General features: G+C 31.9%; 25 protein-coding genes. 5 read left to right on the top strand and 20 right to left on the bottom strand.

The genetic code is table 11. The features are described from left to right. Window positions 1-103: 103 nt before the first annotated feature. Window positions 104-709, bottom strand: a complete 606-nt coding sequence (locus tag ACNQF6_RS00950; RefSeq protein WP_417962403.1) for a DUF4254 domain-containing protein — start codon at window positions 707-709, stop codon at window positions 104-106. Window positions 710-797: 88 nt separating this feature from the next. Between ACNQF6_RS00950 and upp the strand changes: the two genes are divergently transcribed. Further along, on the top strand, window positions 798-1,451 hold the full coding sequence (gene upp / locus ACNQF6_RS00945) for a uracil phosphoribosyltransferase (protein ID WP_417962401.1): 654 nt from the start codon (window positions 798-800) through the stop codon (window positions 1,449-1,451). On the opposite strand, the gene ACNQF6_RS00940 is transcribed toward upp, so the two are convergent. Beyond that, window positions 1,446-2,375, bottom strand: a complete 930-nt coding sequence (locus ACNQF6_RS00940) for a DUF6427 family protein (RefSeq protein WP_417962399.1) — start codon at window positions 2,373-2,375, stop codon at window positions 1,446-1,448. The genes upp and ACNQF6_RS00940 overlap by 6 nt on opposite strands. A gap of 142 nt (window positions 2,376-2,517) precedes the next feature. Here ACNQF6_RS00940 and ACNQF6_RS00935 point away from each other — a divergent pair, with 142 nt between their 5' ends. Continuing rightward, window positions 2,518-2,748, top strand: a complete 231-nt coding sequence (locus tag ACNQF6_RS00935) for a DUF6341 family protein (protein ID WP_099713975.1) — start codon at window positions 2,518-2,520, stop codon at window positions 2,746-2,748. Window positions 2,749-2,779: 31 nt separating this feature from the next. Here the strand turns inward: ACNQF6_RS00935 and purD are convergent, their stop codons facing one another. After that, window positions 2,780-4,054 carry a phosphoribosylamine--glycine ligase gene (gene purD, locus ACNQF6_RS00930; RefSeq protein ID WP_417962396.1) on the bottom strand — a complete coding sequence of 425 codons (1,275 nt, stop codon included), beginning with the start codon at window positions 4,052-4,054 and terminating at the stop codon, window positions 2,780-2,782. 142 nt (window positions 4,055-4,196) lie between these two features. On the opposite strand from purD, the gene ACNQF6_RS00925 reads away from it, so the two are divergent. Further along, complete coding sequence (locus tag ACNQF6_RS00925) at window positions 4,197-5,507, top strand: phenylacetate--CoA ligase family protein (protein ID WP_417962394.1); 1,311 nt, start codon at window positions 4,197-4,199, stop codon at window positions 5,505-5,507. Here ACNQF6_RS00925 and ACNQF6_RS00920 read toward each other — a convergent pair. From ACNQF6_RS00920 to ACNQF6_RS00850, 15 genes are all read right to left on the bottom strand, one after another. Further along, window positions 5,497-6,273, bottom strand: coding sequence for a glycosyltransferase family 2 protein (locus tag ACNQF6_RS00920; RefSeq protein ID WP_417962392.1), 777 nt, complete (start codon window positions 6,271-6,273; stop codon window positions 5,497-5,499). The genes ACNQF6_RS00925 and ACNQF6_RS00920 overlap by 11 nt on opposite strands. A gap of 1 nt (window position 6,274) precedes the next feature. Next, complete coding sequence (locus tag ACNQF6_RS00915; protein WP_417962390.1) at window positions 6,275-7,765, bottom strand: undecaprenyl-phosphate glucose phosphotransferase; 1,491 nt, start codon at window positions 7,763-7,765, stop codon at window positions 6,275-6,277. A gap of 220 nt (window positions 7,766-7,985) precedes the next feature. Next, window positions 7,986-8,969, bottom strand: a complete 984-nt coding sequence (locus tag ACNQF6_RS00910; RefSeq protein WP_417962388.1) for a UDP-glucuronic acid decarboxylase family protein — start codon at window positions 8,967-8,969, stop codon at window positions 7,986-7,988. Between the two features lie 28 nt (window positions 8,970-8,997). After that, the gene (locus tag ACNQF6_RS00905) at window positions 8,998-10,146 is read right to left on the bottom strand and encodes a glycosyltransferase (protein ID WP_417962385.1); all 1,149 of its coding nucleotides are present in this window, start codon (window positions 10,144-10,146) and stop codon (window positions 8,998-9,000) included. Continuing rightward, complete coding sequence (locus tag ACNQF6_RS00900) at window positions 10,133-11,311, bottom strand: hypothetical protein (protein WP_417962383.1); 1,179 nt, start codon at window positions 11,309-11,311, stop codon at window positions 10,133-10,135. The genes ACNQF6_RS00905 and ACNQF6_RS00900 overlap by 14 nt, the downstream gene beginning before the upstream one ends. Then, window positions 11,308-12,105, bottom strand: coding sequence for a glycosyltransferase (locus ACNQF6_RS00895; RefSeq protein ID WP_417962381.1), 798 nt, complete (start codon window positions 12,103-12,105; stop codon window positions 11,308-11,310). The genes ACNQF6_RS00900 and ACNQF6_RS00895 overlap by 4 nt, the downstream gene beginning before the upstream one ends. Continuing rightward, the gene (locus tag ACNQF6_RS00890; RefSeq protein ID WP_417962379.1) at window positions 12,098-13,102 is read right to left on the bottom strand and encodes an O-antigen ligase family protein; all 1,005 of its coding nucleotides are present in this window, start codon (window positions 13,100-13,102) and stop codon (window positions 12,098-12,100) included. The genes ACNQF6_RS00895 and ACNQF6_RS00890 overlap by 8 nt, the downstream gene beginning before the upstream one ends. Before the next feature lie 385 nt (window positions 13,103-13,487). Next, window positions 13,488-14,570: a glycosyltransferase gene (locus tag ACNQF6_RS00885; protein WP_417962377.1), complete on the bottom strand. Its 1,083-nt coding sequence runs from the start codon at window positions 14,568-14,570 to the stop codon at window positions 13,488-13,490. Between the two features lie 11 nt (window positions 14,571-14,581). Beyond that, window positions 14,582-15,856, bottom strand: coding sequence for a flippase (locus tag ACNQF6_RS00880; RefSeq protein WP_417962375.1), 1,275 nt, complete (start codon window positions 15,854-15,856; stop codon window positions 14,582-14,584). 75 nt (window positions 15,857-15,931) lie between these two features. Further along, window positions 15,932-16,477 (bottom strand): hypothetical protein, encoded by a 546-nt coding sequence (locus ACNQF6_RS00875; RefSeq protein WP_417962373.1) that lies wholly within the window; start codon window positions 16,475-16,477, stop codon window positions 15,932-15,934. A 107-nt stretch (window positions 16,478-16,584) separates the two neighbouring features. Continuing rightward, the gene (locus ACNQF6_RS00870; protein WP_417962371.1) at window positions 16,585-17,574 is read right to left on the bottom strand and encodes a hypothetical protein; all 990 of its coding nucleotides are present in this window, start codon (window positions 17,572-17,574) and stop codon (window positions 16,585-16,587) included. Between the two features lie 9 nt (window positions 17,575-17,583). After that, window positions 17,584-19,263 carry a DUF6909 family protein gene (locus ACNQF6_RS00865; RefSeq protein WP_417962369.1) on the bottom strand — a complete coding sequence of 560 codons (1,680 nt, stop codon included), beginning with the start codon at window positions 19,261-19,263 and terminating at the stop codon, window positions 17,584-17,586. A 43-nt stretch (window positions 19,264-19,306) separates the two neighbouring features. Beyond that, a complete protein-coding gene (locus tag ACNQF6_RS00860; protein ID WP_417962367.1) occupies window positions 19,307-20,185 on the bottom strand; it encodes a carboxypeptidase-like regulatory domain-containing protein in 879 nt (292 codons plus the stop codon). After that, window positions 20,186-21,697, bottom strand: coding sequence for a GH3 family acyl-acid amido synthetase (locus ACNQF6_RS00855; RefSeq protein WP_417962365.1), 1,512 nt, complete (start codon window positions 21,695-21,697; stop codon window positions 20,186-20,188). Between the two features lie 39 nt (window positions 21,698-21,736). Further along, window positions 21,737-22,234, bottom strand: a complete 498-nt coding sequence (locus ACNQF6_RS00850; RefSeq protein ID WP_417962363.1) for a peptidase — start codon at window positions 22,232-22,234, stop codon at window positions 21,737-21,739. A gap of 212 nt (window positions 22,235-22,446) precedes the next feature. Between ACNQF6_RS00850 and tatA the strand changes: the two genes are divergently transcribed. After that, the gene (gene tatA / locus ACNQF6_RS00845; protein ID WP_131914599.1) at window positions 22,447-22,620 is read left to right on the top strand and encodes a twin-arginine translocase TatA/TatE family subunit; all 174 of its coding nucleotides are present in this window, start codon (window positions 22,447-22,449) and stop codon (window positions 22,618-22,620) included. Window positions 22,621-22,658: 38 nt separating this feature from the next. On the opposite strand, the gene ACNQF6_RS00840 is transcribed toward tatA, so the two are convergent. Next, the gene (locus ACNQF6_RS00840) at window positions 22,659-24,782 is read right to left on the bottom strand and encodes a Tex family protein (protein ID WP_417962361.1); all 2,124 of its coding nucleotides are present in this window, start codon (window positions 24,780-24,782) and stop codon (window positions 22,659-22,661) included. Between the two features lie 64 nt (window positions 24,783-24,846). Between ACNQF6_RS00840 and ACNQF6_RS00835 the strand changes: the two genes are divergently transcribed. Then, the gene (locus ACNQF6_RS00835) at window positions 24,847-25,116 is read left to right on the top strand and encodes a DUF1294 domain-containing protein (protein ID WP_417962359.1); all 270 of its coding nucleotides are present in this window, start codon (window positions 24,847-24,849) and stop codon (window positions 25,114-25,116) included. Here the strand turns inward: ACNQF6_RS00835 and ACNQF6_RS00830 are convergent. Continuing rightward, window positions 25,095-26,237 (bottom strand): ATP-binding protein, encoded by a 1,143-nt coding sequence (locus ACNQF6_RS00830; RefSeq protein WP_417962357.1) that lies wholly within the window; start codon window positions 26,235-26,237, stop codon window positions 25,095-25,097. The two genes, ACNQF6_RS00835 and ACNQF6_RS00830, sit on opposite strands and share 22 nt — an antisense overlap. Between the last annotated feature and the right edge of the window lie 99 nt (window positions 26,238-26,336).

The raw sequence follows: 26,336 nt of genomic DNA, 5'->3' as shown, positions 1-26,336 counted from the left end.
ATAGTGGTTGACAATAAATTATTGTTTAAAAACCATTAAGGTATTAAGGTTCATTAAGTTTCTCTTAATTTTCTTAATACCTTAATGGTTCAAAATATCTTTTTTACTTCTTGTTTTGGTACAAAACAGGATTCAAATCATCATCGTTGTACATTTTCATTTGCTTGTACACTTTCATGAATTTATCTCCATTTTCGATGTCTGTCAACAAATCATCAATGGCCAAAGACAAGTCTGTTCTTTGTTCCAATAAAATATTCAATTTTGCCTGACATTTATCTCTGTGCTCTTGTGAAGCTTCGGCACGAGTAGCTTCTTCTTGCATGTGATAAATTTTCAATGCTAAAATAGACAATCGGTCAAAAGCCCAAGCCGGACTTTCTGAGTTAATTTTTGCATGGTCTTTTACCTTTACAGAACTGTATTTTTGAAGAAAATAACTGTCAATATATTCCACCATATCCGTGCGTTCCTGATTAGAAGCATCGATTCTTCTTTTCAATGTCAAAGCAGCAACAGGGTCAATATTTGGGTCGCGAATAATATCCTCAAAATGCCATTGAACGGTATCAATCCAGTTTTTATGATACAACAAATGTTCAAATTTATCTTTTGGGAAAGGGTTATTAATCGATTGGTCAACATTGTCAAACTGATGATAATCTTTAATACTTTGTTCGAATACGGAGTACGCTAATTTTGAAAACATATCTTTATATTTTAAAGGACAAAGATACTTTTTTATACTTTTATAGATTATAAAACTATTTATAAGTTTAACAGCAAAAAATAAAAACATGCAAATTCACTATTTATCAGAAGACAATAGCATCCTAAATCATTTTTTGGGGCAAATACGAAATGTAAATGTTCACAATGACAGCATGCGTTTCCGAAGAAATATTGAACGTATTGGCGAAATAATGGCGTATGAATTAAGTAAAAATTTACAGTACAAAACTGTCGAAATCCAAACGCCATTAGGTATAAAAGCAACCTCTGAAATTAAGGATAAATTGGTATTATGTTCCATTTTACGTGCTGGATTACCCTTGCATTTAGGTTTTCTGAATTATTTTGACAATGCCGAAAATGGTTTCATTTCCGCCTTTAGACACCATCCTAATAATGATGATTACTTTGACATTTTAGTTCAATACCAAGCTATTGCTGCTATAAATGAAAAAAATCTACTATTAGTTGATCCTATGCTTGCTACCGGTCAATCTATTGTTGCTGTTTTCAACAAATTAATGGAAAGAGGTACACCTAAAGAGATTCACATTGCCGTTGTTATTGCCGCACCAGAAGGAATCGACTATCTTGAAAAACATTTGCCGGCAAACTGTCATCTTTGGGTTGCTTCTTTAGACGAAAAGCTAAATGAGCATAGTTACATAGTTCCAGGATTGGGAGATGCAGGAGATTTAGCATACGGTGAAAAATTATAATTGGGAGAAAAACGCAAAAAGAGTACAGGCAGTCAGCACATACATCACTAATTCCTGATTTAATTTTTCTTGAGGAATTTCAATGTGACTGGTTGCCATTATGGCCAATGGCGCAAATGTAAATAGCAACAAATCATTACTTTTGTTGGCCGAAATTAGAAAAATCACTACTCCAATAAAGAAAGACGCGATGACTTTTTTGAAGGAAGTATGTAACAATTGTGGTCTATTTGATAATGTGGCAAACATGGAAACCAAGAAAAACAAAGCTACAGTCGCGTAAATTGACAAAGCTCCGTTTTGATAATTATTCGTGAAATAGTTAATTTCAAAATTGATTTGTACACTTTTAAGGATGTATTCAAGAACATTCAAATTGAAAACTGTTGCATAAATCATAAATAGAATTCCAACAATAAAAAAAGCGATAAAAGGTAATATCCAGTTTCTATAATCTCTGGAAACATGAAAAATTATGGATATAAAAACCAAAACTATAAAAATTATACTCCAAAAATGAAATAATGCCGCTAAAAAAACCCATAAAGAGGCATCAAATATTTTTTCTTTTGAGGCTTTCAGGGATTGCAATGAAATCAATCGGCGAAGCGCCAAAAGAATGAAGAAATTAGATAATATGAGGTTTAAATTATCTAGTGCTGAAGGGAAAAAAAGTAAAAACAAAAAGTAAAAAAAAATCGTGTACGTACTGTCTTTACTCAATCCATTTTTCTTAGCAACAAAATCTGTAATAAAAACAGATGCTAATAAAACACAAAACAACATTCCCTTTTTTGAAATTAATAAAAAGGAATTTATCCAAAATAAATCTTGAAATTCATAGATAGAAAAGAAAACCAGCATTAAAATTACGACCAATGAAAAATTTAATGGTGTAGATTTTCTAAAAACACTTGTTATCATAAGGATATTTTATACTTTTGTGTTTGTAAATATAATACTTGTTTAAAAAAGTAAACCCTGCAAGTTCAAAAAGATTCTTCTAAATAAGAACTTTTAACACCCAGAGTTCCTCAAAACAATTAATAAATTAATTTTATACATTATGAAAGCATTTTTCGAAGGAATACAATACTTATTTGTAAATATTTTATTTGCTCCTCTAGACTTTTTACGCTCATTAGAGCTATCATCTTGGTTTGCTGCTAATACAATCAATTGGATTTTCATGATTATTTGCGCTTCGGCAATGGTATACTGGATCAAACAATTGAAAATTTTTGAAGACGCTGGAACTGAGAAGCAAGATACTACCGCTCACTCTTTCTTAAAATAAGAATTAAAAAAAAGTGAACGATAATTGGAAACTATTTTAAGTCGTTTCCAATATCTTTTCTAAAATACATCTTATCAAAATGTAGTTTATCTATGTTTTGGTAAGATTTTTTTATGGCCTCTTCGAAATTATTTCCATAAGAAGTTACGGTTAAAACCCTTCCGCCATTAGAAACAACATTTCCATTTTCTAATTTTGTTCCTGCGTGAAAAACAATCGAATCCTCAATAGTTTCTAATCCTGAAATTACTTTTCCTTTTTCAAAATCTTCTGGATATCCCCCAGAAACTACCATAATTGTAGTCGCACTTCTTTCGTCAATTTCCAGATTGATTTCGTCCAGTTTTTCATTGGCTACAGCCAAAAATAATTCCACTAAATCCGTTTTTAATCTTGGGATAACCACTTCGGTTTCCGGATCACCCATTCTCACATTGTATTCAATTACGATTGGCTCGTTTTTCACATTAATCAATCCAATGAAAACAAATCCTTTGTACGGAATTCCATCTTTCTGGAAACCATCAATAGTTGGTTTTACGATGCGTGTTTCTATTTTTTCCATCAAAACAGCATCAACATAAGGAACTGGAGAAACTGCTCCCATTCCGCCTGTATTTAAACCTGTATCGCCTTCACCAATACGTTTGTAATCTTTAGCCGTTGGCAATATTTTATAATTTTTTCCATCAGTAAGAACAAAACAGCTTAATTCTATTCCGTCCAGGAATTCTTCGATAACCACTTTAGAACTCGCATCACCAAATTTTTGGTGTACTAACATGTTTCTTAATTCTTCTTTGGCTTCTGCCAAATCTTGAATAATCAAAACCCCTTTTCCAGCTGCTAAACCATCGGCTTTCAAAACATACGGAGGTTGCAATGTTTCCAAAAATTCACAGCCTTTTTCGACCGTTTCAGCAGTGAAACTATCGTAAGCAGCGGTTGGAATGTTATGTTTGATTAGAAATTCTTTTGCAAATTCTTTACTTCCTTCCAGTTGCGCACCAATTTTTGAGGGACCGATAACAGGAATATGACTTAATGCGGCATCGTTTAGAAAGAAATCATAAATCCCTTTTACTAAAGGATCTTCTGGTCCTACGACAACCATTTCTACTTTTTCCTGGATAACAAACGTTTTTACAGCCTCAAAATCAGTTGGACTGATAGCAACATTAGTAGCTATAGAAGCAGTTCCAGCATTTCCTGGTGCTACAAAAAGTGTATCACAAAGCGGACTTTGAATCATTTTCCATGCAAAAGCATGTTCTCTTCCGCCCGAACCCAGTAGTAAAATTGTCATGTGTAGTTGTGTTTAGTTGTGTTTAGTTGTGGTGCAAAAATAATTGCTTTTGAACTTAAAAAATAATTAATTTTCAAAAAGTTGTTGGTTCTCCGTCATTAGTTGTTGGTAAATATTATTTTTGGTGAAATATCCCTTTAAAATGTTTCGACTATTCGACTTATCGTTGCATATAAATGGCTTCCAAATGAAGGAAGCTAAAGCCGAATTGCGTAAAATTGTGGCACTTTCTGAAAAAGAAAATGAAGTTTTCGTTGAAAACAAAAAAATGGAAATTGTCCATTTTCATTTGCAAAATAATGCTTTTTATAAAGATTTAGTAGGAATGACAACTTTTACAAACTGGGAAGAGTTACCCGTTTTGAATAAAAAAAATTTACAAAAACCTTTAATGGAAAGGCTTTCGGAAGGCTATTCCGCTAAAAACAGCTACATCAATAAAACGTCTGGTTCTAGCGGTACTCCGTTTATTTTTGCCAAAGACAAATATTGTCATGCCTTGACTTGGGCTTCAAACATGTACCGTTTTGGTTGGTATGGGATTGATTTTAATACTTCCTATCAAGCGCGTTTTTATGGTATTCCGATGGATTTTATCGGAAACAAAAAGGAACGTTTCAAGGATTTTTTGAGCCATCGATTTCGCTTCTCCATTTTTGATTTATCGGATGAAATTTTAGAAGGGTTTTTGAATCATTTTAGAACTAAAAAATTTGATTACATCAATGGTTATACGAGTTCCATTGTTTTATTTGCTAAATTTTTACAAAAGAGAAATATCGTATTAACTACAGTTTGTCCCACTTTGAAAGTATGCATGGTAACTTCTGAAATGCTTTTTGAAGAAGACAAACTCCTTTTAGAAAAACAATTTGGTATTCCTATTGTTAATGAATACGGTGCTTCGGAATTAGATTTGATTGCTTTTCAAAATAAGGCAGGAGAATGGCAAGTCAATTCAGAAACGTTGTTTGTAGAGATTTTGGATGATAATAATAAAGTGGTTCCAAATGGTACTTCTGGGCGTATCGTCATAACTTCTTTGTTCAATAAAGCGCATCCATTTATACGCTATGACATTGGCGATATTGGAATTCTGGATGAAAAAAGCACGTTACAAAAACCGATTCTCAGAAAATTAATAGGCCGAAACAATGATGTTGCCATTTTACCTAGCGGGAAAAAATCACCTGGACTGACCTTTTATTATGTGACAAAAAGCATCATCGAAGACGATGGAAACGTAAAAGAATTTGTGATAAAACAAACCAAAATAGATACTTTTGAAATTGAATATGTGAGCGAAACCGAATTAAATTTGGCACAAATTGAAAAAATTGAAAATGCGATTGCTTTGTATTTGGAACCAAATTTAAAATTTAGTTTTCTTAGAAAAAAATCTTTAGAAAGAAGCAACAGAGGCAAATTGAAGCAGTTTAAATCTATGCTTTGATTTTCTTACTGTAGCCTGGTTTTATGATTAGTTGAGTGAATAAAAATCCTGTCATACAAAGTGTCGAAAGAACTGTATTATATCCATGAAACTTCCTGTAAACGGCAAAATTGTGTTTTAGAAGCTCATATTTAGAAGCCGAAATTGAGTTTTCTCTAATTCTATATAAAGCTAAACTTTCCGCAACAGGTTGAGCGGTTTTTAATTTCTTGAGAATAATAAGCCAGTGTATCCAATCTTGGCGTTTTCGAAAAGAAGAAATGGTGATTTTTCCAAAGTAGTTTACATCGTAGATTCCCGTTAGATTCCCGATATAATTACAAAAAAATAACTGACGATAAGAGAGATTCCTTGGTGATTCTATTCTTCTATTCAGCGATTCTCCTGCTTCATTAATGCATTCGTAAAAGGAAAAAGTAAACGGTAAATTATGTTTTTTGAGAAAATCAATTTGTAGTTCTAACTTAAGCGGCTTCCACAAATCATCTGCGTCTAAAAAGGCTATATATTTTCCAGTTGCTTTAGCCAAAGCAAAATTTCTGGCAATTCCAGTTCCAGAATTTGTCTCAAGTTGAAAAAGTTGAATTCTATTATCCTGACTGGAAATCTCTTTTATTATTGAAACCGTTTTATCAGAAGAACAATCATCTACGATAATCATTTCCCAGTTTAGGTAGCTTTGATTCTGAACGGACAAGATTGTGTTTGCGATAAATTTTTCGCAGTTAAAGGATGGTGTTATTATGGATACAAGAGGTTTTTCCATTCTAATAAGCTTTTTCTTCTCCTTTAAAAATATTGATAACCGTTTGGAAAATTATTTTTAAATCTAAAATTAAGGACCAATTCTCAATATAAAAAACATCAAATTTTATTCTGTTAATCATATCGGCTTCTGTCTCAATTTCGCCACGGAAACCACTCACCTGAGCTAATCCAGTAATTCCTGGTTTAACATAATGGCGTACCATATATTTTTTAACTTTATTTCCATAGACTTTATTTTGAGCCCAAAGATGTGGACGCGGCCCCACAACTGACATGTCACCCAGTAAAACGTTTAGAAATTGAGGCATTTCGTCTAAACTTGTTTTTCTCATAAACTTCCCTATTTTAGTAACACGCGGGTCGTTTTTCGAGGCTTCTTTTTCTGTTGTTTTATTGATTTTCATAGAACGAAATTTATAACAGAAAAATTCATTTTCATCAATTCCAGGTCTTCCTTGTTTGAAAAAAACCGGACCTCTGGATTCTAACTTTATTAAAATTGCTAATAATGGAATGAGCCAGGATAAGAGAACTATAATAATTATACTGGAGAAAACAATGTCAAAAACCCTTTTAAATACCATTGTAGCAGGTTCATGAAGCATGGTTTTTTTTAAAGATAGTACTGGGAAAAATTCGTAATAGTCAATTTTCAAATTTTTAGAAAAAATCTCTTTTGTATCCGGTATAAATTTTATCGTTTTATTGTTTTCATCAGCAAAATCAATTAAATCTTTCAAATGCTCATTGGAAATTTCGTTTAGTGAGCAATAAATTTCATCTACACAGTTTTGAATTACAAAAGGTTTTAAATCTGCTAATTTTCCTTTAATATTTTGATTTGTTTTGCTATCTGAAAAATAACCTAAAAAACGATAGCCATAATCTTTTCTGGCTTCGAAAAGATTTTTTAATTCTATTGCCTCAGGAGTATATCCAATAATGACAGCGCTTCTATAATTACTTCCAGTTATTATTCTGTATTCTTTTAAATAGTAAAATAATAAAAATTTTGAAATAGTAATTAGTAACATTACAAAGGAGATAAACATGGCAATCACCATTGCGTTAAAAACAACTTGCTTTGAAAACGGAAAAAAAGCTATAGTTATTAAAAGAAACAGAACTCCTTGTTTAACTAGTTTTGATATTATTTCAAGCGGAGTTGTAAAGCGGTATATTCCGTAGAATCTTATGAAAAACGCAATTATACTCCATCCAATTAGCTGGTAAATAATAAATTGCTCAATCTTAAAATTGAGGTCTTTGAAAAAGAAAAAACCAAGAATCATAATAACGATTAGATCTATTGAGATACTAATGGGTCTAATGTACTTTGAATATCTTCCTGTTTGAGATGCACTCATAATTAACGAATATAACCTATTTGGTTTTTTATCGGTTTTAAAAAATTTCCTGTTACTATTGAATTGAAATAGTTGCAGGTAATACCTGTCATTTCTGATAGTTTTACTTTCGTTTGCTAACATATCATTTGTTTTTACTTTTGGTAGCAAGTGAAAATTATAAAATGCAACGAACAAAAAAATGGATAGAATTCACTTTATTGGATTTACCGTTCGCTTGATTTTTTAACCTATTGAAATAGCTACGCAAAATTTAGTGCAGTAAATATGTTACTATTTTTTTATTTTCAGTTACATTCAAAGTATATTAAAACTATACAATACAAACATTAAATAAATTCATTTACTTAATATAACTGGAAAAATCTTTATGCTCCTCTTTAGAAAGCTCCTCTTTAGATAAGGATTTAAAATAATCATAAGTAATTTTCATTCCCTCGGCGCGACCTATTTTAGCTTCCCATCCAAGCAGTTCTTTTGCCTTAGTAATATCAGGCTGACGTTGTAAAGGATCATTTATTGGCAAAGGATGGTATACTACTTTTTGATTGGTACCTGTCAGTTTTATAATTTCTTCTGCAAAATCTTTGATAGTGATTTCATCAGGGTTTCCAATATTTACCGGATACACATAATCAGAATGTAATAATCTAAAAATACCTTCTACCTGATCATCTACATAGCAAAACGAACGGGTTTGCATTCCGTCTCCAAAAATAGTTAAGTCTTCCCCACGAATTGCCTGACCTATAAAAGCGGGAATTACTCGGCCATCATTAAGACGCATTCTTGGTCCATACGTATTGAAAATTCTAACAATTCTTGTTTCTACACCATGAAACGTATGGTACGCCATAGTTATAGATTCCTGAAAACGTTTTGCTTCGTCATAAACTCCTCTTGGACCTATGGTGTTTACGTTTCCATAATACTCTTCCGTTTGTGGATGAACCAATGGATCTCCGTAGACTTCAGAAGTAGATGCAATAAGGATTCTAGCCTTTTTAACACGTGCCAAACCTAAAAGATTATGCGTTCCTAGTGAACCCACTTTTAAGGTTTGTATCGGGATTTTCAAATAATCTATTGGACTTGCAGGCGATGCAAAATGAAGAATATAATCTAGTTGACCCGGAACATGAACAAATTTTGTAATATCATGATGATAAAATTCAAAATTCTCTAGTTTGAACAAATGTTCTATATTTTTTAAATCTCCTGTAATGAGATTATCCATTCCAATAACAAAATAACCTTCTTTAATAAAACGGTCACAAAGATGTGATCCTAAAAATCCAGCTGCTCCGGTGATGAGTATTCTTTTCATAAACGTTGTTTGTTTAGACAAAATAAGACTATTTATGCGACTTTTTATATTTTAAATTTGATTGTTTTAGGTAAATAGTTTCCAGATTCACAATTTTTTTTAAAATATTATACTCTTGTTCAAAGGATTTTTTTGTGTTTTTTGAAAACACTGACTGTGTTTCCTCTTCGTTCCATAATTTAATACATTTTGCCGTAAAATCTGCGGTATTATTTTCTTCCACTAGATACCCATTAAAATCATTGGTTATCAAATCTCTATTCCCATCACAATCTGAAACTATGCAAGGCGTTCCCAATGCCATGCTTTCGATAATAGAATAAGGCAATCCTTCATATCGTGCAGTTGAAATATAAAATTTGGCGTCATTAATTATATTAAAAACATCCGTTCTTTTCGTCCAATTCAAAAGGGTGATGTCAGTTGACATGTCTAACTCCTTTATAAGGTTTTTAACGGAATCTAAATTATCCGAAACTGGTCCTACTCCCATTAAAACTAAATGAATATTGGTCGTTTTCTTTATTTCGTATAAAACCCTTATCATGAATTCAATATTTTTCTGATAAGACGGACGACCGACGGTGCAAATATAATTATCAGGCCAGCTTTTTTTTATCGATAGTGAATCGATTGCATTAATAGGTCTTATTGCATTATTAAAAAGCAACACGTTTTCTTTTTTAAATCCTACTTCTTCGATTGCTCGTTTCATTTCACACTTTGAAGAAGCTAAAAGAGTGCTTTTTCCTTTGGATAATAATTTTTCAATTAACAGAAAAGCTGATCTTTTCAAGTTATTATCTGTACTTAAATAGGAAAATGCCTGTGGAGTATATACAACTGGAATTCCTGTTAAAATTGCAACTATTCTTCCAATTACGCCTCCTTTTGCACTGTGGCTGTGAATTAAATCCGGGTTTTCCTTTTTTATAATTCGGTACGTTTTTACTATCGAGATAAGATCATTTACAACCGCTATTTCTCTGGATATAGGCAATTTATATTCCTTAACAAGTACTTTATTTTTATCATAAAAGCACTCTTTTGTATCAACAATTCCGTGAATTACGATGTTTTCGAATTGTGACGGATTGCTGTTTTCAAGAATTAGCCGTAAGGAAACATCAACACCTCCTATGGAATGAAGAATATGGGCAATTTTAATTTTTTTCATCTCTATATTTTGCGGTTATAGAAAATACGATTGCGGTCAAATAACAACCAAATTGCCTGTGCAATACATTTTCCATTAAAAAAAATAACGTTAAAGAAACAACAATTGAAAAAAAGTAAAAATTTCCTTTAGCATTTTTCATCATAGAAAACACAAAAAATAAAAACAGTCCCAATCCTAAAAAACCACCAATTAGAAAAAAATCAATAAATTGGTTATGAGAATTATATTTTATAGCTAAAAACCATGCTTTTTTACTTTCATTTGCAATAGAATCAGCATAGCATTGAACATATTGTTCCTGCATCCAATTGAAGCTTTTACTTCCAAAAATTAAATTAAAATCAGAGGAACGAATTATCTCTGATGCACAACTCCAAATTACAACTCTTGGCTCATAATCTTGCATCGTTTGAAAACTGTCGGCAATAAAAAATCTATTTGACAAATTTTTATAACTCAACAAAGCGGTAAATACAGCCATAAAACAAACTGTAATAATGACTGCTTTTTTTACAGCGGATAAACCTGAATAGAATAAAAGATAAATTAAAGCGACTCCAATTAATGTTATTAAAGACAATCTGGCCGCAATAAAAAAGATAAAAATTCCAAAAAACAAACCCAAAGCTAATAGTGCTTTTTTAAATTTCGGATATTCTTTTGCCATGAATAAACATAAAATTAATGCAACAAGACATATAAATCCCATGTAAGGCCTTTCTATTATCAAAATTCTATTTACGTCTTCTCCAGTACTGAAAGGAAGTGTTTTATTGTGTAAATAATAAATGAAGGTATGAATTAAAGCAATACTGACAGCGATAAAAACCGATGCTATAAAACCCCAAATTATTTTATTTCTTGGAACGGGAATAAATACTATTGGAAGTACAATTACCATTAAAAATCGACTGAATACATTTACTTCGTTACCAATTGAGGATTGGAAAACTGCCTTAATCAGCAGGTACAGCAAAAGTAATCCAAAGGGGAAAAAATAGTGCTTTTTTGGAAAAACTACTTCTTTCTGATAAAGCAATACGGCATAAAACAACAGAGCAACCCCTAAAATAATATTGGGTATTGATTTTGAAAAAGACAATGCCAATAATAGTAAGAGAATAATGTTGTTGTAACTTTCTTTCTTTAAAAATATGCTCATTCTTTTAACCTTTTTATTTTTTGAATGATTGAATGGGGTAAAATATACAAAATCAGGTTTCTTATAATTCCATAAACAGGCCAAAAACCAAAATAAAAATTATCCTTAATAACCTTTATTCTGCTCCAGACCTGTACTTTCCTCTTCGAAAAGGAAATCCCTAATGGATTAATTTCATATTGCAGCAGAAATTCCGGCAGATTAGCCGTTTCGAATTTTTTTACAATTTTAAAGAAAAAAGCATAATCTTCAGCTGCTTTATAATTTGTGGGATACTTCCCCACAATAGCTATAATTTCTTCTGAAAACATAACCGTTGGATGAAGAAACATAGCGTTAATAAACATTTTGTTCTTTATATCTTGGTTCATTTCCGGAAATAAAGTCTTGTATAAAAAGTTGCCCTTTGGGTCCACCGCAATAGCATTCGAACCCACTAATTTTATTTCAGGATTTTCAATTAGAAATTTTTGTTGTATTTCAAACCTTTTACCAATGCAAGTATCGCCACAATCCAATCGAGCAATAAATTGATATTGATTTGTTTTTACAATATAATCCAAGCCATGATTCAGCGCAGACTCAACACCTTCATTGTTTTCTAAATAAATATAAGTGATTTTTCCTGTTGATTTGAAAGCCGCATTTGTAGCTGTTTCGTTAATACTTTCATTGATGCTCCCATCGTCCACAACAACAATGTCAACTGTTTCTGAAGCCTCTATTGATGCCACAGATGCCATTAATCCAAGCGGATTATTATAGTGCGGAATTAATAGAACGACCTTATTCATTTATCATTATTTTTTCTTGAGACAATCGTATCAAAATAGCTAGGGAAAGCCAAATGCCATAAATTCTAAAAGTATCAATCTGCAACCAATTAATAAATAGACCTGACAGAGAAATTAATAGTATATAAGACAGTATTTGCTTCTCTCCAGTACTGTTTTTTATAAATCTTTTTGTTTGCTTTATAGAATAATAAATCAATACCAATAGAATCAAAAAACCAATTATACCCGTTTCTGCCAACAATCTGGTATAAAGATTATATCCCGGAGGGAATGATTTTACATTCTTATTCTTATACATCAAATCAAACTCATAATTATCTTTTGTAGCCCAAGTTGGATAATGTGTTCTGCTATGATACGTCTGTTGTCCAAAACCAACCCCAATAATAGGATTTTCCTTGAAAACTTGTAAGGAAGCATATTGCAACCCAAACCGGGACTGATTAGATTTATTGCTTTTTAAATTTCCAATAAAATTTAATGAAACTACTTTTTCTGAAATAGCTTTTACTGTTTTTTCTCCATTGAAAATAAGCAACATCGAAAATAGAATCAAAAACCCGTAAAAGGATTTTACAAAATAACTTCTAATTTTTCTGTTTTTGTAGACAATCGTTACAAAAATAATAAATTGGAAAAGAACAACCATTAAACCTGTTCTTGATCCTGAAAAAAAGGTAAGCACTAAAACCAAAATGGCTGGTAGAAATTTCCAACTCTTTTTTTCAGTCAGAATATAACTAAACATCCAACCGGTAATTGTGATTAAGTAAATTGCAAAAAAAGGTGGTTCATAAGCAATGGAAGAAATACGTCCTTTATCATGAATTAAGACTTCCAAAAAAGGAAAATAATCAAATAATTTTAAAATCGGATAAAAGAATCCCAACCCAAAATAAGAGACTAAAATTTCCAAAAAACCATAAACAGAAGCCACAATTAAAGACCAGAAAAACACTTTCCTTATTTTAAAAAGTAGGCCTTTCAGTTCCATTTTTCGGAGAACATTATAGTAAAAAAGGAAGAATATAATACTCGAAAGTAATAAGGCAAAATATTGTCTGATAAATCTATTTATTCCTCCTGTGTGCTTAAAATAATTAGATTCTACCGTTTGAATATTTAATATTGTAGTAATAAAACACCAAAACAGAAAAAGTAACACGATTTGAAAAATTGGGTTTTTTAAAGGAACCATAATTTTTTTAGCAAAACCAGATTCAATAATTAATAGTAAAAATCCCAACAAAAAGAAAACTGCACCAGCCTCACTTTTAAACTCTCCAAGTATTGGCAGACCTTCATATTCGTTAAACGAAAAAAAGAAAAGGCCTAGAAAAAAAAGGGTTGTATATGATTTTCTGAGCAATTTTTTGTTTTTAGGTGTTTTGTATTCTTGGATTATTTAAAAACCGAATGGTTTCTGAAATTTTGGGATGGTAAAACGTTTTAATTGATAAAACTAATAAATTTAAACCAACAATCGACTTGTTTTTTATAATTTTCAAAACCAGAAATTCGAATTTCCCTTTATTATTCAATATTTCATTGCTGTATTGATTTGACAAAGAAAAGACTGTTGGGTGAAAAACCATGTTTTTAATATAGCTTGATTTTTTGTCGAAAGTAGTTTCTGCTGTGGCGCATTTAAATACTAAATAACATACTCTATGGATGAAACGAATGGCTTTTAGCTTTTCTAATTCTTGATAAGTGATGGAAAGATTATATTCCTTTTTATAATCAAAATGGAATTTTTGCAGCGCCTTGTCAAAATAATCATTTTCAATTGTTTTCTTAGATTCGCCTGTAACTACCTCTCTATAAAAATAACCACTGTAGTCTATGAAAATCACTTTAGAAGCCTTATTAAATGCTTGAATATTAAACATATTGTCTTCTTCAATAACCCTTATTTTTGGGAATCGAATTTGCTGCTGAAACACTAAACTGCGTTTGTAAATTTTATTCCAAACGGCAAATAAATCTTCCTCGCGCAATAAACTTGGAATAATATTTTTCTGGATAAACTCCCCATCATATATTTTTTCTACAGGGAAAACGGCTTGCTTAATGATATACTTACCATCTCTGCCTAAAATGGTTTTAGAAACTACAATGTCGAAATCGTTGTTTATGGCGTTGTTGTATAACGTTTCAAACATAGTTTCCTTTACTGAGTCATCATTATCAACAAACCCAATATAAGTGCCTGTTGAGGCCTCAATTCCTGTATTTCTGGCGCCGCTAATGCCTTTATTTTCTTGATTAATCAGGATAATCCTATTGTCTTTTTTCTGAAATTGTTCTATAATTTGTTGGCTGGAATCCGAGGAGCCGTCGTTGACAAAAATAAACTCACATTCCTGTAATGTTTGACTTATCAAGGATTGAATACAATCCCCTAAAAATCCTTCTGCATTGTATACAGGAATAATGACGCTTACTTTAATTTGTGTCATGGCTCATTTTATTAGCTGAATTTATCCGTTTCTATTTTTGCATAAAACCACATTCCTACTACTATAAAAATTTGTGTTACAGTAAGTGCAATGGCCGTTCCAAGTGCTTCATAAAAGTAGGTTAATCCTAAATTTATACAGATATTTAAAACGGTTGCCCATAAAATGACACGAAAATATAAATTATCCTTCCCTAAATTTAATAAAATTTGTTTACCGAACATCGTATCCAGAAATGAAGCAAGTGGAATAATTATCAATATTTTAAATAAAATGATCGCTGGATTCATCGCTTGTCCATAAACTAACGTTATAATTTCCTTAGCAAAAAAGAATCCTAAGAACATTATAATCGAAAAAAATAGTGCGCCAATTCTTGTTATCTTATTTATTTTATTAATCGTATGTGTTTTATTTGAAATCATTTCATTTGCCAAAAAAGGAAATAAGGCATTGGAAATAGGATTTTGAAAATTTCCAATTGCTCTGGCTAATTTTTCTGCAGCGCTAAAGTAACCAACTGCTTGATTGCCTACAAAAATCCCTAATATCAATGTATTGGTATTGGTAAACAAAGAAATTTTTAATTCGGACAAAAAAACATACTTCCCTTTAATTAATTGGTTTTTGATTCTTTGAAAGGATTGTAATTTTAATTGTAAATCAAAGTGTTTTTTCACAAAATAAAAAGATAGAATTCCAGCGGTTATAAAGCCCAAAGCATTGAAAATAGGGACTAAAAAATAATCCTCTCGTTGTTTAACAAAAACAAAAATTGCGATTGTGAAAATGATTTTTGTAAATAGATTCAGATAAGTAATATACCGCATCTTTTGCATTCCTTGGAAAAACCAAACTGGAAAAATAGCCTGTCCAAGAACAGATCCAAAAGAGAAAAAATAAATTTCCCAATGATTCCTGAATATTTCAAAACTAAAAACGATAATTGACATCAAAAGGAAACACAAAAAAAGCAAAAATAACTTTGTAGACATTACATCATTAAAGATATCTTGCTGCATTTTTTTGTCTTCAATTGCCACTGAAATATCTCTGGTAGCAATTGAGTTGAATCCAAAATCTGTAATAATCTGAAAATAAGTAATTAATGCCAATGAAAAAGACAGTAATCCAAAATTTTCTATCCCTAAAACTCTGACTAAATAAGGGAAAGTAATTAATGGTAAAAGTAAATTTAAACCTTGGAGTATAGCAAGGTAAACAAAATTAGAAACTAATATTTTGTGCTTTTTATCGTATAGAACTTTATTAAAAAAACTAAACATTATTTCATCTGTTTTTTATAAAAAGAAGGCTAAACCTTGTCAGGAATAGCCTTTGAAAATTTTGTTTATTATGGACTATAATTTAACCCCTCTAACTTTTTCTAACTCTACGTAAATTGCTGGTTTTGTATTAAAAATTGGGTCATATTGATCTCCTTTTAGAATAAAGGTCGCTGTTGAAGAAGCTTCATCAAATGTTATAAATTCATTCGGTGTAAAATATTTCAGTAAATCCTTTTGATCAACTCTGAATGTTCTTCCTTCAAAACTTAAAGTTATGGCGTTAATTTTTACCGGTTCTTGCTCTTTTTTCGAACTTATATCAAAACGAATATCATTTGGTAAAACTCCTTCAGGAATGCTGAATATTACGGTTTGTGACTCTTTTTTACCTTTTAAACCATAATAAACGGTATTTTTTTCGTCAAAATAATTAATTGAGGGGTCTTTATAAAAAAGGATTAATTCGTCATCTTTTTTTATCACCAACTCAACTGCAACATCAAATGTGTTGGCTTTTACTTCTTCAACCGGGGCAACCACACCTTTATTATCTTCTTTTTTACAAGAAACTAATGCTAACGTTAAGAAAAAACTTGCTACTATTAATTTTATTTTCATCTGTGTTTTTTTACAAAAATATATTTTATTTATTAAAGAGAAATCTGTTTTTATATATTTATCTGTTCTTGAATTATTTTTTACTTTATAATCGTTTACCCAAACAATTAACTGTTTTGTAGTGCTTTCAAAGATTGTTTTCTATAAAAAGCACCAAACAATCGAAAAAGAATAAAGCATAGGATAAACAAAATTGGCAGAACAAATTTTAATTTTCCGTTGATTGAACTCTTATTTTCAATATTTAGTGTTGAACTATTGTCTTTAACAATTTTATCTAATCCTATCAAACTAACTCTATTGGTTCCTTGTTCATTAATTAGAGCTTCTTTAGTCTTGATAATATCATTAAGCTGCGTGTTTTCATTATAATAAACCAGCTTATCACTTTTTGTAGCACCATTCATCCTAGTAGAAAAGCCGTTTAAAACTCCATTTATTTGTGAAATAATAGAGTCATTTTGAACTATCTTAATTTGAATATTGTTTATTACTCCTTTCTGAATTTTCTTGTAATAATCCGTTTCGTTCAAAAAGTTTAATAAAGGTTGAACTGTTTCTTTATCATTGGTTAATTTACCGGTGATCAATGACAACTTATGAAATGTATAATTTTTACTGGTCAATTTATCCTCGACGGTTTTTTTAATATCTCCATCTTCGGCCATCAACTTGATTAGTTCAAAATTTTCTGGTTTATTTTCAATAAATTTATAAACATCTTCTATTGGATTGATTTCTATTTTCTTAATTTCTTTAGGTTTTTGTATCCCGACCACTTCTTTCAAAAAAACAGTGTCCTCCTCTTGGATTTTTGATTCAATCAAGTCTATTCTTGAATATAAATAATCCGTGCTGCCAAAATTTGGAGTTACTGTAATTTGATGATTATAGCTTTTTTTTGTCACATCTAAATAAAACCCTACTCCAACTCCAATTACTAACAGAATTGAAATTACAATCGCATTTTTTACAAAAAACTGAATACAGTTAAATAAAAACGTATTAATATTTTGAAAAAAACTTCCTATTTTTTTAGAAATTTGCATCAAATCAATCTCTTGATCCTCTTGGTTATTGGGTTGGTTTTTGTTCATCCTATGTTTTTATTTTACGTTGAAAATTTGTTCCAATATTTTAATAGTAATCAAATATGTTGGCTTTACACCCGTAGTTCCAAGTCCGCCTGAGGCCAATGTACTTCCAGTTTCTAGCGGATTATCAGAGGCATAATACGCGTATCTCACCTTCACATCATGAGGAACACTTTTTCTAATTTTTGAAGCCGATTGAATTGCTTTTTGATAGTAAGAACCTTCCATTTCTAATCCAATAACTCCCCAAGTTGATTCGTAGAAAAATTTTAATAACTCTCTATTTTGTAATGAAGTTCCCAAAACAGTAACCATTGGTCCGGCAAAAACAGCAATATCATTTCCTTCAAACATTTCGGCAGTCAATTCATTTTCGAAAAAATAATTATCTGCTGTTCCCTCATTGATGTGAGCATTGGGAATCATAATGTCCCCTTTACCGCCTTCCAGAATTCCTGCTTTCCCCATGATAGAAACTGATTCTACATTAAGCAAAATCGCTTTTTTATACGGTTTCAATAACTCATCAATGGTTTCATACGCTTGTTCCCCAAAAGCGTAATCCATAACAATCAGCACTGGTTTTTTATCTCCGGTATTTGCCCTTGGAAACGATGTTTTAGACCAGTCAATTTTGGCAGTATCAAAAATCTGTACATCTATATTTGTTCCTGAAGTATCCGGCAACGAAATCATTCCTTGTTTCAACGCTACTGCCGAAACTTGATTTCGAACTTCATTAGCTCCAGACTTACTCAATTCTTCATAAATAAAGAAATCAGACCTGTCTTTAAACTTCGTTTTTAAAACATCGGTGGCAAAAATAGAATTCATCACACTGTGCATGTTCGCACTAATCACATGAATTGGTCGGTCTAAAAGTTGGTTTTCTTTTAAAACCTCCTTGATATTTGTAGCCCAAATTTCGCCGTGAATATGATGTCCCAAACGTTCTCTTAAAATAGGACTAAACGTTATTGTTCTCTTGTTATCGTCAACTATTTCTTCAATGGCTAGTTTTCCTAACCAAAAAATAACATGCAAAAATCGATCTGGCGCCGTAGTTGAACCAAATGCATCATAAATATCCAACACTTCCTCAAATGTTCTTCCCAGAATATTTGCAGCATGTGAAATGGCTTTTTCTTTTTCTACCAGAGTCAGTTTTTTCTTTTGAGAGACGGCTTGTTCCAGTTTGAACCAATCGCGGGAAACTTCGCCGGCATCATCCAGTAAAACTCTGTTTCTAATTTTGTGAGACTCAATGAAAATAAACGTCAAATGCGTCAAAATATCATAAATATCGGAGCGTCCGCGGGTAATTTCCACGTTCATTTGTTCCTCATCTATACGGTAACAATTGCGTCTTCTTTTTGGAGGAACAATCGCTTGAAAATGAGATTTTGAATACCCTTCTTCCGAAGTTAAATTGATAAATCTACATTCTTCAATTCCTACCGGAAGACGCTCTATAACATACAAAAGTCCATTTAATTCTACTTTTTCATCTGCAATATTTCCATATATTTCTGGTCTTAATGCCAATAATGCTTCTCTCAATGTATCTCCGGAAACTCCCATTGGCTTATAAAATCCTCTATTGAAAAGATGGCGCATGGTGATGTACATCTTTTCAATTGCCGCCGATGATTCTTGCGCTCTGGAGCGTGATATATTTTTAGTCTCTTTCATTTTCTACTTATTTTCTAACCTTCAAAGGTAGTTTTTTTATTTTCTAATTCGTTAAAGTAAGATTAATTGCAGGTTCAATAACTTTATTTTTATAAATATTTTCAGTAACTGATTTTTTTCTTTGAATCCATTTCCCTCCACTATATTCAAACGTATTTTCTAGTTCTACTGCATTGCAAACAATATTGGGAGCGTATGCTACTTGTTCTCTTATTTTTTTTGAATTGCTTTCTTTATATTTGAATTCAAACTTATTGCTTTCTATAATCATTGATTCGAAAGCTATAAAAATTCCGTTTTGGGGAATTAGCAAATTATAATTAGTTAAATCAATTTTATTTTCTCTTTTCCCTTTTTTAACATTTACAATAATATCTTCATTTAATAAATCTAAACCTGGGCCACCTTCTTTGTCTACTCCATAAATTCTTAATTTGAAATTGGCATTTTTTATTTCATTTTTCGTAAAAATAATAGTGTTTTTAATATATGGTGTTTTTGAAAAATCACTACTATAATTAAATCGTTTAGCAAAAATCAAAGGTTTAGCAACTGATAAATTTGACAAATTTTTATTTTTAGAGCCTCCAATCTCTATTTCTACTGTTCTTCTACTTTTAGAAATAACCACTTCATCCAACTGAAAAGTTATTCCTTTCAAGACTACTTTTTCTGCTTCCGAAACTTTAACTTTCTTGGTTTCAAAACCCAAAGCGGAGAAAATCAAAACCTTATTTTGATTTTCGACATGAATAGAAAACGAACCATTTTCCTCGGATGTCGTCCCGATATTTTCATTTTCCACCCAAATATTAACATAGGGAATGGATTGGTTTTTGTCATCAACTACATAACCTTTGATTTGAGCCGTAATTGAGAAACAAGTTAAAAATAATAATACCCAATATCTTTCTTCTTTCATCTATTCTCTTTTTAACAAATCCACTATATTTCTATCATTAGAGAGTCTCGGGATTTTATTTTGGCCACCCAGTTTACCTATCGATTTCATATAATTTTGGAAGCCATTTTTAGCCACTTTGGTGACAACCACTTTGCGCAACACTTTACCCACAATCAAATCATCATAATACATATTTTGTTTTCGCATCGCGTTGTCTATCGCTTCCGCAAAACACTTTAAATCTTCTGGTTCACCCGATGATTCGGTATCAAATTCGATGAACCATTCGTGATACGGCAATCCTTCTGCCGGCGTGATTTGTGGCGCCACCGTAAATTCATTGACGCGTATATCTGTTCCAATAATTGCTTCCTGCAACGCACTTTCCACTTCTTTACCAATGACATGTTCTCCAAAAGCCGAAATATAATGTTTGATTCTTCCCGATACTATAACTCTATAAGGTTTTAAACTCGTAAACTGAACGGTATCGCCTATATTATATCCCCAAAGTCCCGCATTGGTAGAAATGATTAAAACGTAATTTACGCCCAATTCTACTTCGCCAATCGTATAACGTCTTGGTCCCGTCCCGGCGGAATCAGTATAGAATTCGTCACTTTTTATAAATTCATAGAAAATTCCAGATTTCAAAAGCAGCAACATTCCTTTTTCTTTTTGCGAATCCTGATAGGCAAAAAATCCTTCCGAAGCAGGAAATAATTCAATACTATCGACTTTTCTTCCTATCAAATTCTCAAATTTAGCGCGATACGGTTCATAGTTCACACCGCCGTAAATAAACAAATTGAAGTTTTTGAAGATGTCTCCTACTGGCTTCCCTCCTTTTTGATGCAATTTCTCAAAATACATTTGAACCCAAGACGGAATTCCGGAAATAACCCTCATGTCTTTATTAAATGTTTCCTCGACAATTGCGTTTACTTTGGTTTCCCAATCTTCGATACAGTTGGTTTCCCAAGAAGGCATTCTATTTTTTTGAAGGTATTTTGGAACAAAATGAGCCACAATTCCAGACAATCGGCCTAATTTAACGCCGTTTTTTTCTTCTAACAATGGGCTTCCTTGTAAGAAAATCATTTTACCATCAACAAAATCAGCGTTTCCAGTTTCATGAATGTAATGTAGAATTGCATTTCGAGCCGCCTCAATATGAAAAGGCATGGATTCCTTAGTCAACGGAATGTATTTTGCCCCAGAAGTAGTTCCTGAAGTCTTGGCAAAATAAAGCGGCTTTCCTTTCCAAAGGATGTTTTCCTGACCTTTTACCACCTTATCAACATACGGTTTCAAAGCCTCATAATCTCTTACTGGAACTTGCTTTGCAAAATCCTGTTCGTTTTTTATTTGATCAAAATGATGGTCAATACCAAATTGTGTTTTCTTCGCATCTTTGATTAATTTTTGTAAAACTTTCTTTTGAGTTTCAACAGGATTATTGGCCCAAAGTTGTGTTTTCTTGTATATTTTTTGTGCAAATAATTTTGCAGCAGTAGATTTTATTGACATTTTTATTTTTGTTCTTTAAAAGATAAAAGTCGGTTTTTTTTACTCCGTTTTTGATTTTTTAGAAAGCGATTTTTTTTCCTCTTTCGTTACTTGCTCTCTCAATTCTAATTCTTTCTTTGATGCCGATAAATCCGCTTGAGAAAGCACTTCATCCGCAGCCGAAAGTATTGAATCTTTATTGAATTTTGCATATTCTAACTCTCCTATCAACACTCTTTGAATCGACTGAATGTATGCTTCATTTTTCTTTAAAGCACGAGACAAAGAATCTGATTTTAAAGCAAGTTCCATTGCTTCTTTCTTTAATTTTGAGGAAGAATATCCTGGTATAAATTCTCTTAATGGTGTAAAAGCAATAATAAAAGTAGTAATAAATATAATAATTATTGCTCCCAAAGTCGCTACAACAAAAACATTCATTAAAGTAAGTTTCAAAGAAAATGTCTCTTCAAAAGTATCTTCGTTAAGTATTATTAAACGTCGTTTATTGAATAAATTTTCTTTGAGTTTGCGCCGTTTTAGTCGTTTTTTTAACATACTTTTTTATTATTGAACAAATATAAACAATTATTGTGATTGATTGTATTCGCTTGTTTTTGTAGTGTTTTCCTAAGCTAAATTTATTTTTAATAAATTTTTAACGCTTTTGAAACCAAATAAATGAACCAAAATGAGTTTCCGTTAACTAATTCTATATACCTTTGCCTCTAAAGTTATTACAAATTTGCTCCGGCATAAATTATCGTATTATGAGTAGTATAGGTGTTACAGAAATCCTTGTTATATTGGCCATTGTTTTATTACTTTTTGGAGGTAAAAAAATTCCAGAATTAATGAAAGGTTTAGGAAGCGGAATTAAAGAATTCAAAAACGCTGCTAAAGACAGTCAACCAGCTGATAAAAAAGAAGAAGAAACAAAATAAAAAAAAGGCTTTTCAATTGAAAAGCCTTTTTTTTATTTTTAAAGTATCATACTCAACTGAATCCGTTTTCTATCCTCATCGACTTCAGTCACTTTTACTTGTACATGTTGATGCAATTTCACTACTTCATTCACATCGCTTACAAAACCCGCTTTGAGTTGGGAAATGTGAACCAAACCACTTTCTTTCACTCCAATATCCACAAAACAACCAAAATTGGTAATGTTATTCACTATTCCAGGTAAAACCATTCCCGTTTTTACATCTTTTATCGTTTTTACATTCGAGTCAAATTCAAATACTTTAGCTGATTTTCTTGGGTCTAACCCCGGTTTTTCGAGTTCTTTTATAATGTCTTTCAATCCCAATAAACCTATTTCTGGAGTACTGTAATTTTCTGGTTTTATTAAAGCTGTTTTTTCTTTATTGGCAATCAAATCATGCACCGTTAATTTCAAATCTTTTGCCATTTTTTCTACAATTCCGTATGCTTCTGGATGTACCGCCGAATTATCCAACGGATTTTTCGCATTCGAAATTCGGATAAAAGCAACCCCTTGCTGGTACGCTTTCTCGCCCAAACGCGGCACTTTTTTGAGTTGTTTTCGATCAGTAAAAGGACCGTTTTCGGAACGATATTGCACGATATTTTCAGCGAGCTTCTCTCCTATTCCACTCACATAACTCAACAAATGTTTACTTGCCGTGTTGATGTTCACCCCAACTGAATTTACGCAACGAATCACCGTACTGTCTAATTCTTCTTTAAGTTTGGTTTGGTCAACATCGTGTTGGTATTGGCCTACGCCAATGGCTTTTGGGTCAATTTTTACCAATTCAGCTAAAGGATCACTCAATCGTCTTCCGATAGAAACAGAACCTCGTACCGTGACATCATAATTAGGAAATTCATCTCTAGCTATTTTTGAAGCTGAATACACCGATGCTCCCGCCTCAGAAACTATAAAAACCTGCACCACTCTATCAAAAGCTATTTTCTTAATAAAGAATTCCGTTTCACGTGAAGCCGTTCCATTTCCTATGGAAATCGCATCTATTTTATACGAATTCACCATCGAACGGATTTTTTTCATCGCCATCGCTTCCTCTTTTTGAGGCGCATGTGGATAAATGGTTTCGTTGTATAACAAATCCCCTTTTTCGTCCAGACAAACAATTTTACAACCGCTTCTAAATCCAGGATCAATGGCCAAAATTCGTTTTTCTCCCAAAGGCGGCGCCAGTAATAATTGCCCCAGATTATTCGCAAAAACCTGAATAGAATTGGCATCAGCCTTAGCTTTTGCTTCTTGCAAGGCTTCATTTGAAATGGCTGGATTCAACAATCTTTTGTAACTGTCTTCAATTGCTAATTGAACATGTGGCGTAGTTTTATTTTGACCTTTTAAAACTAACGCATCAATAATATCATACGCTTCATCAATATCAACTGCTACTTTAAACTTGATAAAGCCTTCATTTTCGGCACGAAGCATCGCTAATAACCGATGGGACGGTGCTTTAGTCAATGGTTCAGACCAATCGAAATACTGATTGAATTTCTGCGCCGCTTCGTCGTCTTTCTTCGTTTTTACTACTTTGGTGGTAATGGTTGCTTTGCGTTCGTACAATCTTCGGAGTTGCTTTCGAACATAAATATTTTCATTAATCCATTCGGCAATAATGTCTCTTGCTCCTTGCAAAGCTGCTTCTTCATTGATGACATTTTCATTCAAATATTGTGTTGAAATGAAATCGACATCATCATTATTTTGCGCCATGATGATTTTTGCCAACGGTTCTAATCCGTTTTCACGGGCAACATCGGCTTTCGTTTTTTTCTTCTTTTTGAATGGCAGATAAAAATCTTCCAATTCTTGTAAATCGAAGCTCTGTTGGATTTTTTTTTCTAATTCTGGACTAAGCACATTTTGTTCCTGAATCGATTTTAAAATCGCTTCTTTGCGTTTTACAATAATCTCGTATTCTTTTTGAAGCTTTGCAATTTGTTCTATTTGTACTTCATCCAGATTTCCTGTTGTATCTTTTCGATACCTTGAAATAAAAGGAATCGTACAATCTTCCTGTAATAATTGAACAGTTTTTTCAATGTTTATTGCTGCAGTGGCAACTACTTTTGATATGAATTGTATGTTAGTCATTTTAAATTTAAGATTATAAAATCATGTTGCTAAAATAGTATCTTTGAGTCAAAACTCCTTATTTATGTCTTTTTTATTCTGGTATTTTCCACTTATTAATTTAGTTGCTTTTTCAATAATAGGAGTTGACAAACGGCTCGCCGTAAAGCAAAAAAGGCGCATTTCTGAACGTAATTTATTGCTTACGAGTCTAATCGGCGGAACAATTGGTTCCGGTTTAGCGATGCTTTTTTTTCGACACAAAACTTCTAAAATGTCTTTTTTATGGAAGTTTTTTTTAATTGGGATATTGCAGGTTTTTATTGTGTATTTCTATGTTATAAAATCTAAATAATTACTCTTGTTGATTACTTCAAAAGTAGCTTCCGGATAGGCTTTTGCGAAAGCAGCAGGAATTTTGACTTTTTTGGTTTCACTCCACTTAAACTCAAATCCAGCCAGTTCTTCGCCTTTTTCCTCAAGCCAGTCTAGTTCTTGCTGATCATAAGTCCGCCAGAAATAATTATTTGTTTTTATTTTTAGGTAATTTTGCTTTTTAACGCGTTCTACTGCCAAGTAATTTTCCCATAAATCGCCCACATCTGTTCTAGAATCCAATCGGTTGAAATTATTAATGATGCCGTTTCTAATGCCATTGTCATAAAAATACCAACGGCTGGATTTTACAATTTCTTTTCGAAGATTGCGACTGAACCCTTCTACTTTGAAGATAATAAACACTTTAGAAAGTAAATCTAAATAGTTAGCAACTGTGTTTTTAGACATTTGCAACTGATTTGCTAATTCCTGCAACGAAACTTCTTTTCCTAATTGATAGGCTATCAAACGCAGCAAATCATATATTTTATCGGCGTGTTTTATTCCTTCAAAAACTAAAATATCTTTCAGTAAATACGAATTGATGATTTCATACAAATACTCTTTTTTATCTTCCCAATCTGAATATTGAATCAGTTCCGGATAACTTCCAAAGAGTAATCTTTCCTCTAATTTTTCTGTAGTTTGTTTATAATTTTCGTACTGGGAATATTCCATTTGTGCCAATGGAAAAAGAAACAACGTGTTTTTTCGTCCTACTAATGGTTCACCAAGATTGTTGTTTAAATCAAATATTGAGGAACCTGTAGCAATGATTTTGATTCCATCAATAGCATCCACAATCAATTTTAGAATCAAACCAATATCAGGAATCGTTTGGGCTTCGTCTATAACCAGTAAATCAATATTGAGTAATAATCGCTTGTAATTCGCTACGGAACGTTCTTTGAGTAAATTAGCGTCATTGATATCTTCTCCGTTCAGTTGCAAATAACTTCCATCAGGAATAGTTTGAAGATAATTTTTTATTAGTTCGGTTTTTCCAACACGACGAGCACCTAGTAAAATCAATACTTTATTAGGAAGTACTTTTTTACCAAAATCTTGAAAAACTGCTCTTTTTAAATAATTTTCCATTCTATTTGATTTAGAAATCTAAACCAAATATAATCAAAAAATAGTAATTCAGTCAGTACGTTGACTAAATTAATGTAAATTCAGTCAACGTACTGACTG

Origin of the sequence: Flavobacterium pasteuri (genome assembly GCF_048286615.1) — a bacterium.
In the GTDB taxonomy this organism is placed as follows: domain Bacteria; phylum Bacteroidota; class Bacteroidia; order Flavobacteriales; family Flavobacteriaceae; genus Flavobacterium.
This window is presented reverse-complemented; position numbering and strand designations above follow the sequence as displayed.